The 12,208-nt window shown below is 47.0% G+C and carries 10 protein-coding genes; 7 read left to right on the top strand and 3 right to left on the bottom strand.

Annotated features, from left to right (window positions below):
* Positions 1-38 precede the first annotated feature (38 nt).
* Positions 39-548, bottom strand: coding sequence for a peptide deformylase (gene def, locus FE785_RS01070; RefSeq protein ID WP_138563565.1), 510 nt, complete (start codon positions 546-548; stop codon positions 39-41).
* Between the two features lie 61 nt (positions 549-609).
* Here def and dprA point away from each other — a divergent pair, with 61 nt between their 5' ends.
* Positions 610-1,734, top strand: a complete 1,125-nt coding sequence (dprA, locus tag FE785_RS01075) for a DNA-processing protein DprA (RefSeq protein ID WP_138563567.1) — start codon at positions 610-612, stop codon at positions 1,732-1,734.
* Positions 1,735-1,742: 8 nt separating this feature from the next.
* Here the strand turns inward: dprA and FE785_RS01080 are convergent, their stop codons facing one another.
* Positions 1,743-2,678 (bottom strand): ATP-binding protein, encoded by a 936-nt coding sequence (locus tag FE785_RS01080; protein ID WP_138563569.1) that lies wholly within the window; start codon positions 2,676-2,678, stop codon positions 1,743-1,745.
* A gap of 391 nt (positions 2,679-3,069) precedes the next feature.
* Between FE785_RS01080 and topA the strand changes: the two genes are divergently transcribed.
* The 3 genes from topA to FE785_RS01095 all read left to right on the top strand — a co-directional run bounded on the left by topA (position 3,070) and on the right by FE785_RS01095 (position 8,423).
* Entirely contained in the window at positions 3,070-5,565 is a 2,496-nt protein-coding gene (gene topA, locus FE785_RS01085) for a type I DNA topoisomerase (RefSeq protein WP_138563571.1), read from the top strand.
* A gap of 293 nt (positions 5,566-5,858) precedes the next feature.
* The gene (gene argS / locus FE785_RS01090) at positions 5,859-7,622 is read left to right on the top strand and encodes an arginine--tRNA ligase (protein ID WP_138563573.1); all 1,764 of its coding nucleotides are present in this window, start codon (positions 5,859-5,861) and stop codon (positions 7,620-7,622) included.
* Between the two features lie 21 nt (positions 7,623-7,643).
* Entirely contained in the window at positions 7,644-8,423 is a 780-nt protein-coding gene (locus FE785_RS01095; protein WP_138563575.1) for an SPOR domain-containing protein, read from the top strand.
* A 60-nt stretch (positions 8,424-8,483) separates the two neighbouring features.
* Here FE785_RS01095 and FE785_RS01100 read toward each other — a convergent pair whose 3' ends face one another.
* Positions 8,484-9,521, bottom strand: coding sequence for a GGDEF domain-containing protein (locus tag FE785_RS01100; protein ID WP_138563577.1), 1,038 nt, complete (start codon positions 9,519-9,521; stop codon positions 8,484-8,486).
* 181 nt (positions 9,522-9,702) lie between these two features.
* Between FE785_RS01100 and FE785_RS01105 the strand changes: the two genes are divergently transcribed.
* The 3 genes from FE785_RS01105 to FE785_RS01115 are packed head-to-tail and all read left to right on the top strand — an operon-like array spanning position 9,703 to position 12,192.
* Positions 9,703-9,960, top strand: coding sequence for an accessory factor UbiK family protein (locus tag FE785_RS01105; protein ID WP_138563579.1), 258 nt, complete (start codon positions 9,703-9,705; stop codon positions 9,958-9,960).
* Between the two features lie 6 nt (positions 9,961-9,966).
* A complete protein-coding gene (locus FE785_RS01110; RefSeq protein ID WP_138563581.1) occupies positions 9,967-11,499 on the top strand; it encodes a YifB family Mg chelatase-like AAA ATPase in 1,533 nt (510 codons plus the stop codon).
* Between the two features lie 6 nt (positions 11,500-11,505).
* A complete protein-coding gene (locus tag FE785_RS01115; protein ID WP_138563583.1) occupies positions 11,506-12,192 on the top strand; it encodes a sulfite exporter TauE/SafE family protein in 687 nt (228 codons plus the stop codon).
* The last annotated feature ends 16 nt before the right edge of the window (positions 12,193-12,208 follow it).

Here is a 12,208-nt window from a genome sequence, read left to right on the forward strand (position 1 = left end):
ATTAGCTTATGCAAAGCGGGCATGAAGGCAAATAGCGGTTATTCAGCCTGCTGAGCTTCCATATGTTTTTTAAATTTCTGCAGCGCGCGAGTACGCTTCAAACCTGAAAGGTGGTCGACAAACAGTTTACCGTTGAGGTGATCAATTTCATGCTGCAGACATACCGCCAATAATTCATTGGCTTCAAATTCGATGTTGTTGCCGTCGCGATCCATGCCGCGCACGATAATGTCGCTGGGGCGAGTCACTTTGGCGTAGACGCCAGGAATCGACAGGCAGCCTTCTTCCCAAGTGATTTCACCGGCGGAACGGACTATTTCAGGGTTGATCAATGCGATCGGTTGGTCTTTGCTTTCCGATACATCGACGACAATGACGCGTTCTTGCACGGCAATCTGCGGTGCGGCCAGACCGATGCCGGGAGCATCGTACATGGTGTAAAACATGTCATCAATGAGTTTATCCATATCATCGGACATTTCAGCGACCGGCTTGCACATTTCACGTAAGCCTTGATCGGGATAAAGAACGATATCGAGTTTTTCCATAGTGTCGTTTATACTTAAATTCCTTAATTGAACACTATTATAGCTAACTCTGTCTGCGACTATGTCAACTTTTACCGATTTGCCCTCATTATTGGCCTACCAACAAGCCTTTGTCACGGTCTCTCAGGCCGAGTCGGTACAGGCCTATTTCGGCAGTCTGCAAAACGGTTTGGATGCCAGTCTGTCACAATGGCAAAACAGTCAGATCCTAACTGATGCACAACTGGAAAAACTGTTTGCCGAAGACATTGCCAGTAAGGTCGATTTGTCTTTGGATTGGGCGCAAGGCGATTCGCAGAATTGGTTGATTTACGGCGCGAAAGACTACCCCAAACAGCTTATGCAAATTGATGATGCGCCGCTGCTCTTGGGGGTGCGCGGTCAGGCTGAGCTGTTGAATGATCCGCAATTGGCGATAGTCGGTAGTCGCCATGCCTCTAAGCAGGGTATCAATATCGCCGAAGATTTTGCCCGGTTTTTATCGGATCGAGGTTTGATTGTTACCAGCGGACTGGCACGAGGCATTGATACCGCAGCCCACCAGGGGGCCTTGCAAGGTTTGGCGAAAACCGTTGCGGTGGTTGCTACCGGTCTGGATCGGATTTATCCGGCGGCCAATAAAAACCTCGGTCTGCAAATTGTCGAGCAGGGGGTGATGGTTTCCGAGTTTCCATTAGGTACTCAGCCGTTAAGTCATCATTTCCCGCGGCGCAATCGCATTATCAGTGGCTTGAGTCTGGGGACGCTGGTGGTCGAGGCGGCATTGCAGAGCGGTTCTTTAATTACCGCCAGACTGGCTTCCGAACAAGGTCGGGAAGTGTTTGCCGTACCCGGTTCAATTCATAACCCGCAAGCGAAAGGCTGTCATCAGTTGATCAAGCAGGGGGCTAAGTTGGTGGAAAGCGGCGAGGATATTCTGCAGGAAATCAGCGACTCTTTGAAGCCTTTGACCGCGACGGTTGATCATCGAGAAACAGATGCCCAAACCGCGCCGCAATGGGCAAAAAAGTTAACGCCCTCAGCTCAAAAACTGCTGGCCTTGATGGATTATGACGAAACCTCTTTAGATGAACTCGCGGTGCTTTCTAAAATGCCGGTTTCCAGTTTGCAAGCCGAATTGCTGATGCTCGAGTTGGACGGTGTTATTGAATCCTTGTCGGCGGGGCGTTGGCGTAAAATCCGCTAGTGTTTATGTTATCGGTTTAAATAAATCACCGCGGTGACACAGCTGCCGTTCTCACTGTAGTGCAGTTCATCAAAACTGAATTGGTTGGCAATCATAATGCCGCGGCCGTGGTTGTCCATGGCGCGCATTTGGTTGAAATCAAGATAAGGCTCGGCATCAAAACCGCTGCCGTCGTCTTTAATGGTAAAGACCAAGCTGTCCTCGGTTCTATTCAAAATGATACTTACCTTACGCTCTTTGTATTTATCGTCGAATAAACGCTGATTGATTTCCTCTTTTAAACGGCCTTCGGAGATGAATTTGGTTTTATTCAAATAGCCGATCTCCAAATTGCCATGTTCAATGGCATTGAGCATTAGTTCAAACAATCCGATAGTCGATTTTTTAGGGTCCGGTGTCATATAGGATAATACCGAGGCTAAATCATGTGCTTGTTCCACGGTTTTCACACTAAATTCGGCATATTGTAAAAGCGGCTGAGATGCCGAGAATTGGCGGATTTTAGGTGATAGCTGTTGGTAATGATTAAAGCCGTGATTGGCGGCGTTCAAAACACTTTTCAATAGCTCCAGCGAATAGGGAGCGATCAGGTAGAAGAATACCTCAATCGCCAGTCCTTGTTGAATGATTTCAGGTTGATTGCTTTGCAGTTGCAGTACAACCGGAATGTGTTGATAGATAGGCTGGTTGCGTAAGCTTTGAAAAGCTTGAAAATGTTCGTCGGAAAAACAATTTTCGGCAATCAGATAACAGCAAAAGTCACTCGGAGAGAAGCTTTCGATGGTTTTTTGTGCGTGTTCTATGTCGCCAACAAATTCAGCGCTATAAGCCAGTTCGCCAAGGTTTTGCTGTAACGCCTTTTTTTCGTCACCGTGAAAGCCTATCGCTAAGACTCTATTCGGCGCTTGGCTGAAGGGTTTTGATGGCTTGATTCGAGTGGACATAATGTTTTCACTTCCTATGCTCGCTTGAGCATGAAATAAAGTATTGCACAATTTTGAACTGCCTTAATGGCATTAAAGCCTATTTATATTCAATTGTCGAATGACGTCACCAAAACATAGTAAAAAAATTTTGCTATGCCGAGTGGCTCTAGATAAGGCTTTGGTGTCGCTTGATTCTGGGTCGAGGCAAAAGAAAGATAAAAATCTGTTTGCAAATAACAAAAAAATTATGCATCGTAAAAAAAAGGCAAAGCATATAAGAATTCTATAATATATGCGCCTATTATTTATATCGCCCATATTTGGGTTACATATATATAAGGTATCTTCAAACGTAAAGTATGGTCTCTTAAGGCCGTATTAGTGAACATTGGGTTAGAGTTTTTAAATTATGACGAATTTGGTAATAGTGGAGTCTCCCGCTAAAGCAAAGACAATTGAAAAGTACCTGGGCAAAGACTTTACCGTGCGTTCAAGTTATGGGCATATTCGCGATATCCAGAAAAAGGGTATGGGGATTGATATTGCCAACGGTTTCGAACCGAGCTACGAAATTTCGTCTGATAAAAAGAAAAACGTTGCTGAACTGAGAAAGCTCGCCAAAACGGCAGATGCCATCTGGCTCGCAACCGATGAGGACCGCGAAGGGGAAGCCATTGCATGGCACCTGGCGGAAACCCTAAAGCTGAATGTAAACGAAACCAAGCGTATTGTTTTCCATGAAATCACCAAGCCGGCGATTCAGGCGGCGATTGCCTCGCCGCGTACCGTTGATTTGGATTTGGTGAACGCCCAGCAAGCGCGTCGTATCCTAGACCGAATTGTCGGTTTTGAACTGTCGCCGATTCTATGGAAAAAGATTCGTACCGGTTTGTCGGCCGGTCGTGTTCAGTCGGTGGCGGTACGTTTGATTGTGGAACGCGAAAAAGAGATTGAGGCCTTCGCTTCAAGTTTTGTCTTCCGTGTTCAAGGCGTATTGCAGCTACTTGATGATAACGGCAAGGTTGTTGGCGATTTGGAAGTCAAACGCAGTGCAACCTTTGATAATGAAGAACAAGCAAAAGAATTCTTAGCCGCGGTACAAAAAGCCAATCTGTCGGTGATCTCATTGGAAGAAAAACCGGCTAAGCGAGCTCCCAAAGCGCCGTTTACCACCTCGACACTGCAGCAGGAAGCGGCTTCAAAACTGGGCTTCTCGGTTAAGCAAACCATGATGATTGCGCAGCGCCTATATGAGTCTGGGAAAATCACTTATATGCGTACCGACTCATTGAACCTGTCAGAAGTGGCGATTGAACAGGCCAAGCAGGTAATCAGCGAAAACTATGGTGGACAATACAGCGCACCGCGCCGTTATAAAACCAAAAATGCCGAAGCGCAGGAAGCTCACGAAGCGATTCGTCCGACCGATTTCAATGTTGAATCGGTCGCCGGCGAGCGCAATGAACAACGTCTTTATCAGCTGATCTGGCGTCGAGCGATTGCCTCGCAAATGGCCGAGGCACAATTAAAACGTACCACTGCGGAAGTCGGTATTGATCTATTGCCGGCCGATAAATTGACGGCCAAAGGTGAAGTGGTCACTTTTGACGGTTTCTTGAAGGTCTATAACTTCGAAGGTAAAGAAGAGCAGGGGCTATTGCCACCGATGACTATCGGTCAGAAGTTGCAACTAGGCGAGTTACAGGCTCGTCAGAGCTTTGCTCGACCACCGGCGCGCTATAATGAAGCCAGTTTGGTTCGCACCTTGGAAGAGATGGGGATTGGACGTCCGTCAACCTATGCACCAACCATCGATACGGTTCAGCAGCGTGGTTATGTGGTCAAGGAAGATCGCGAGGGAACACCTCGTGATTACCGTCAATTGATTTTGACGGCGGATGGTATTGAGGCGCAGACCTTGAGCGAGATGGCCGGTAGCGAAAAGAACAAGCTGTTCCCGACCGATATCGCCGGCATTGTCACCAATTTCCTGAGTAAGCATTTTGAAGAGATTTTGGATTATCAATTCACTGCCAAGGTGGAAGACAAGTTTGATGTGATCGCCAAGGGTAAACTGGAATGGCAGCAGATGCTGCAAGAGTTCTATAACCAGTTCCATCCTCAAGTTTTGGCGGCTGAAGACGTTTCCCGTGAAGAAGCCGGGCAAGCGCGTTTATTGGGGCCACACCCGGAAAACGGTAAGCCGATGTTTGTTAAGATCGGCCGTTTTGGTCCTTATGTGCAATTGGGTGATGGCGAAAATGAAGAAAAACCACAGTTTGCCAGCCTGATGCCGGGACAGAAAATGGATCTGCTCACATTGGAACAAGCGCTTGATCTGTTCAAATTGCCGCGTGAAGTCGGGCAGATGCCGCATGATTTCAAAGCGGAGGCAGTTGACGGTTCGGAGTTCTCGGTCGAAAAAGGTCAGACCTTGATCGCCAAGCAAGGACCTTTCGGGCCTTATCTGGAATATGGTACTAAGCTCTATGCGCCGATCAAAGGTTTCGACCCGCTTTCAATCACTTTGGAAGAAGCGGTCGCGCTGGTGGAAAATAAGATTCAGACTGAAGCCGAAAAGATTGTTAAGACATTCCCGGGTACCGATGTCAAAATTCTTAAGGGGCGTTGGGGGCCTTATATCACCGATTTGGTGACCAAGAAAAATGCCAAAATCGCCAAGGATGAAGACGCTTTGCAATTGACGCTGGAAGAGTGTCAGAAGCGACTCGATGAAGCGCCTGAACCGAAAAAACGTGGTCGTGGAGCAGCGAAGAAGGCGCCGGCCAAGAAAGCCGCTGCGAAAAAAACTACCACTAAAAAAGCGGCAAGCAAAAAACCGGCGGCGAAAAAGACAGCAGCCAAGAAAACTACCGCTAAGAAAACTACGGCAACGAAAAAGTAGCCGCTTTCCTTAAAGCGGTGATTTACACTCTTCAATCTGCGCATTGTTTTATCAAAGTTTAGCCTCGCTTTTAAAAGAGGCTAAATAGGCTTGGATAGCGGAATGCGCTTTTATTTTTAAAATAACTGCGAGTTCGTGGCGTTATTTTAGTAAAATACCCTGTTTTATAAATTCCAATGAATTGCTAAATTTCTTCGGTAAGAAACCGGTTTTGACTAAATAGTCGGCTCGTTTTTTCACCTTTTTAGTGTCATAAGACTCAACCACCCGCTTGCAACAAAAGAGATATTCGCATGAAGCAGCAAATTGCGCAGATTTTGACCGACGTTGTTGAACAATTAAAACAGCAGGATGTGATTCCTGCCGATGCCAGCCCGCGTATTAATGTCGAAAACACCCGAGATAAAGCCCATGGTGATTTTGCCACCAATCTGGCGATGATGTTGACCAAGCAGGCCGCTATGCCGCCGCGTGATCTAGCGCAGAAAATTATCGATTGCTTGGCCGATGTCGAGATTATCGACAAGGTGGAAATCGCCGGTCCAGGTTTCATCAACTTCTTTGTCAACGATTCGGCAAAATTCGATATTGTTGCTACGGTGTTGCAGCAGAAAGAGCAGTTCGGTAAATGCGATGTCGGTCAAGGCAAGTCGGTTTTGGTTGAATTCGTTTCGGCCAATCCGACAGGGCCTTTGCATGTCGGTCACGGACGTGGTGCCGCCTATGGCGCCAGTGTTGCCGACCTTATGGAAACCGCGGGTTTCAATGTTTCACGTGAATATTACGTGAATGACGCCGGACGTCAGATGGATATCTTGGCGACTTCGGTATGGTTGCGCTATCTGCAGCAATGCGGCGAAGAACTGACTTTCCCGAGCAACGGCTATAAGGGCGAGTATATTTTCGATATTGTCAGCGCTTTGCAAAATGAAGTAGGCAATAGCCTGCAAAAACCGGCTATCGAAGTCTTTGCCGGGGTGACGGCTGACGAAGGTCAAGCCGGCGGCGATAAAGAAAAACACATCGATGACCTGATTATCAAAGCGAAAAATCTATTGGGTGCGCACCATTACGAACAGGTCTTCCAAGCGGCAGTGAATTCGATTCTGGGTGATATTAAAGACGATTTACGCGGTTTTAATGTCAACTTCGATAACTGGTTCTCGGAGCGCTCGTTAATGGAATCCGGTGTTATCGATGCCGCTATCGACAAGTTGCAGCAAGCCGATAAGATTTATGAGAAAAACGGTGCCTTATGGTTCCGTTCAACCGATTATGGTGATGAAAAAGACCGTGTTGTGGTGCGCGATAACGGTATCAAGACTTATTTTGCCTCGGACATCGCTTACCACTTCAATAAATTGGAGCGTGGTTTTGATATTCTGATTGATGTTTGGGGTTCCGATCATCACGGTTATGTACCGCGTGTTAAGGCGGCAATGCAAGCGATGGAAACCAATCCGCAAGCCTTACAGGTGTTATTGGTTCAGTTTGCGGTGCTTTATCGTGGCGGTGAAAAAGTACAGATGTCGACGCGTAGCGGACAGTTTGTCACCTTGCGTGAATTGCGCGAAGAAGTCGGCAGTGATGCGGCGCGTTTTTTCTACGTGCAGCGTAAATCCGAGCAGCACATGGACTTTGATTTGGATTTGGCGAAATCAAAATCAAATGAAAACCCGGTTTACTATATTCAATATGCTCATGCGCGTATTTGTCGTGTATTTTCTCAGGCCGTCGAGAAGGGTTATCAGTTCGATATCAATGCCGGTCTGGAGAAGCTGGCCATGTTGGATAGCGAACATGAAACAGCGCTGGCAATCGAGTTGGCGAAGTACCCTGAAATTATCGCTCGCGCCGCTTTGGCCTATGAGCCGCACCAGATTGCTTACTATCTGAAGGATTTGGCTAATGGTCTGCATTCTTACTACAACGCCAGCCAGTTTATTGTTGAGGATGACGATTTGCGTAATGCACGTTTAACTTTGATTTCGGCAGTACAGCAGGTGTTGAAAAACGGTCTGACATTGATTGGCGTTTCTGCTCCAGAGCAGATGTAAACAAGACTAAGGGAAGGGTTTATGCCGCGAGATTATCGCCATAAACAAACAGCGGCGGGCAAACAGACCTACCAACGCAAGTCTCAAGCAAAAAGCGCCGCTATGTACACCGGGCGTCCATTATTACCGATGTTTATGGCCGGTGTGTTTCTGGTTGGATTGGTACTTGCGATCGGCCTGTTTATCAGCCAGCAATTCGCTGCAGATTCGGCAAATCAAGCATCGGTTGCAGAAGTTAAACCCGCCGAACCGGTTAGACAAACAGTCCCGGTAGCCCCAGCAAAAGATGATTCAGTCGCAGAAAATAATAGTGACACGGTTGTCGAGACCAGTGAAGCTGACGTTTCGCAAGAAAGCTCGGCATTAAAAGCGGCGCAGGATTTTCTGGGTTCTTTAGGCCGCTCCACAGAGCAGACTGAAGCTGATGAAGCGGTTATGGTCAGTGCGCTGGATACGCAAGCTCAAGCCGCCAAACCTGCTGCTCCCGAACCGGTATATAGCTTTTATCAAGGTCTTGGTGAGGTCGAAGTCCTGGTGGATGCTGAACCTTTGCCTGTACAGCTTGAAAAGGTGCACTATATTCAAGCCGGTTCGTTTGGTTCCAAAGAGATTGCCATCAAAGAACAGCAGCGTCTTGCCAAACATGGCGTAATGGTTAAATTGAATGAGTATCAAGGCACTAAGCGTATCTATTATCGTTTGGTAAGCGGGCCTTACCATAATCGTCTTGAACTCAATAAACAGCGCAATATTCTACGTCGTTTAGGTGCCAGCACCCTAGTGTTTAAACAGTCGAATTGATTTCACAAACCTTTTTCAGGTCTGTGGAATGGCCTTGTAATATGGATTTATTGCTCGCGGTTAAGATTTCTCTTCTGCTGAGATAACCCGGTTACGTCCCTGTTGTTTCGCCTTATAGAGTGCTTCATCGGCACGCGCGATAAAGCTTTCCGCATCATCATCGGCTTGCATGCAAGTGACACCGAAAGAAGCGGTGATGGTGCCGATCGATTTGGTCTCATTTTTACGCTTTAACTGTGCGGACTCTATCGCTTTACGAATGCTCTCGGCTCTTTCCGTAGCTTGGGCAAGCGATGATTCCGCAATTAAGATTGCAAACTCCTCGCCACCGTAACGACTGATGGTTTCATTGTCTCGTTTGCTTTTTTTGATAATACTGGCGTAATAACGCAAGACACTGTCACCAACCAAGTGACCGAAAGTATCGTTGAACTTCTTGAAGTAATCGATGTCACTCAAAATCAAACATAGGCTTTGCGGGTCATCTTCGGCACTCATCATCAATGCGGCCAGCGATTCATTAAATGCCTTACGGTTGCCGATTTCGGTCAGTTCATCTTGCATTGCTTCGGCACGGGCTTCAATAAGTTGTTGGCGCAGGTGTCTGATCTCCTCATTACCGGAGAGCATCTCCGCTTGAAACAGGCGACTGCTTTCTTGCATTGATGAAGCGGTATTTAAAACGCTATCGGTAATCGCTTTGACTTGCTCGGCATTCAAATCAGGATTACTCAGTTGAGATTTGCAGTTATCCAGATCACGGGTTTGCGCTTCGAGTTTTTCACTCCAAGCGTTCATCTTTTTGATCACCGATTCGATCAGGCGGCGGAAAGCACGGTCAAATTCATTGGCAGGATTATCGTCTTCGGCTAGATACTCGTCATATAAACGTCTGCCGACACGGTCGTTATAGCCAAATTCATCATCCAGAATGGCGTCCATTTCCTGGCGGAATTGAGGCTTGTCACCTTTGAAGTACTGATACCAGACATAATAATTCAAAGGAGTCGGATTAATCTCCTGCTCATCAAACGCTTCAATCAGCATTGAAAAAATGCGTTTGGCCTTATCTGGCGCATCTTGAATATTGAGAACCACTTTGTTATCCCTTATTGGCTAAGCTGTTACTGATTTTAGCATGAAATTTTTGGCATTTTGAATAACTCGCTGGTACGCTTTTAGATTAGTGACGAGTGGCGATATTGCTATGAAACGAGTATAGTTAGTACGAATTATTGATTATTAAGTCTATTCAGACAGAGAGATTATCGGGTGATTTATGTTTAATCCTTCACAATTGGAATCATTGGCTAAAAGAGTCGCTGAAATGGTGCCGCCGCAGTTCGGTGAAATGCCGCATGAGGTTGAAGCCAAAATCAAAACAACCCTGGCCAAAGGTTTGCAGAAAATGGACTTGGTCAGTCGTGAGGAGTTTGATATTCAAACTGCCGTTTTGGCAAAAACGCGTGCCAAGCTGGAAGCCTTGGAAAAGAAGGTGGCAGAACTGGAACGCTTGCTGCCCAATCAACAAGAGTAAAATCCCATGGCATTTGCGCAACTTCAATGCAGAGCTTTGGTGGGTATGGGCTCGCCTGAAGTTGCGGTAGAGGTGCATGCCAGTAACGGTCTGCCAAGCTTTAGTATTGTCGGCTTGCCGGAAACCTCGGTTAAAGAGAGTAAAGAGCGTGTCCGTAGCGCTTTATTAAATGTTGGTTTGCAAATTCCTCCGAAACGTATCACGGTCAATTTGGCGCCGGCTGATTTGCCCAAAAGTGGCGGGCGCTTTGATTTAGTGATTGCGCTGGCTCTATTGCTGGCGACAGAACAGGTTAATGTCTCTAACGCAGCGTGCTGTTATGAGTGTTATGGCGAGCTGGCTTTAAATGGTGAAATCCGTCCTATTCAAGGGCTGCTACCAAGTTTGTTGGCGGCAAAGTCGTCAAGCAGCTTGCTCATCGTCCCGAAAGCCAATAGCGATGAAGTCGAGCTCTTTATACACAGTTATCCACAGCTCAAAGATAGAGTCTTTGTGGTAGAAAACCTGTTACAGGCCTGTCAGGTATTAAGTGGCGATCTAGAGCCTTTGGCAAAGCTTTCTGTGCAAGCCAAGCAACCAAGCGAACCTCCCGGAACTAAAGATTTCGCCGATATTTTTGGTCAATTACAGGCCAAACGCGCGCTTGAGGTTTGTGCCTCAGGCCATCATTCACTGTTAATGGTGGGGCCGCCTGGAGCAGGCAAGAGCTTGCTCGCTTCCGCCTTGATTTCAATTCTACCGGCATTGCAGCAGGATGAAGCGATTGAATTGGCGTCGATTAAGTCGCTGCTCGGCCAGCAAATTGATATGAACGGTTTTTATCAACGGCCTTTTGTGCAACCCCATCACACCGCTTCGGCGGCGTCCTTGGTCGGCGGTGGCACGGTGCCTAAACCGGGGGCTCTGTCCTTAGCCCATAAAGGCGTTTTGTTTCTTGATGAGTTACCGGAGTTTAACCGACAGGTACTCGAGGCGTTAAGAGAACCATTGGAAACCAAGCAGGTGAATATTTCACGGGTCAACCAACATGTCAGCTATCCGGCGGACAATTTATTGGTTTGTGCGATGAATCCTTCTCCAAGCGGGTTTTTCCCTGATGATGCGCTAGGGCGCTGTAAAGATACACCCGAGCAGATTATTCGTTATCAGAAAAGGGTATCAGGACCGCTTTTGGATCGTATTGATCTGCATCTGCAAGTACCGGCAATGGAAATCAAAACCTTGCACCAGAAAGCAGACCAATCCAATGAGTCATCACGTCAAATTCGTCATAGGGTGACTCAAGCCCGACAACGTCAGCTCGCACGACAAGGCTGCTATAATTCGCAGCTGGATATTAAACAGTTGGCCGAATATGCGGAGATCAATCAACCAAGCAAGCATTTGCTGGAAAAAGCCGGTCTTGAATTGGGATTGTCGGCGCGCGGGTATCATCGGATTATCCGCATTGCACGCACCTTGGCGGATATGCAAGAGCAAGCGGATATCGATATTGTCCATATTGCCGAAGCTTTAAGCTTTCGTTCACAAATGAGTTAAGTTTTTATGGAATCAATTTATATCACCGCGCTGTTGGTCGGTTTATTAGGTGGGGTGCACTGTTTGGGGATGTGCGGCGGCATTGTCGGCGGTTTAACCTTTAGTGTTGATGCCAAGGTGCAATTAAGCTGGTGGCGCATGTTCAGTTACCAGCTGTTCTATAACTTAGGCAGAATCAGCAGTTATATGGTGGTAGGCGCTATTTTTGGTGCTTTGGGTATGGTGTTGGTTTCAATTCAGTCAGTCGTGCCGTTTCAGCAGATTTTACAGCTGATCGCTGGATTGTTTATGATCGCTTTGGGCTTATATCTGGGCGGCTGGTGGTTTTTAATCAATCGTGTCGAAGCTGTCGGGCAACTTATCTGGCAGCGTTTAGCGCCTTTTGCCGAACGTTTTGCACAAGTGCGAAATTACCGTCAGGCATGGTTATATGGATTGTTATGGGGCTGGTTGCCTTGTGGTCTGGTTTACAGTATGTTGATTATGGCAATGACTGCGGGCGGAGCGATTGAAGGAGCGGCATTAATGCTCGCTTTCGGTCTTGGAACCCTGCCGAACTTATTGTTAATGGGTAGTTTCGCCTTTTACTTCACGCGCTGGTCGCGTAATCCTAAAGTAAAATCGGTTGCCGGTAGTTCGGTGGTGATATTGGGTTGTTGGCAAATCTATTTGGCAGTGAATCTGACAGCCTGATAATGTTTTATGAGCG

The sequence above is a fragment of the Thiomicrorhabdus sediminis genome, from assembly GCF_005885815.1.
Classification (GTDB): Bacteria; Pseudomonadota; Gammaproteobacteria; order Thiomicrospirales; family Thiomicrospiraceae; genus Thiomicrorhabdus; species Thiomicrorhabdus sediminis.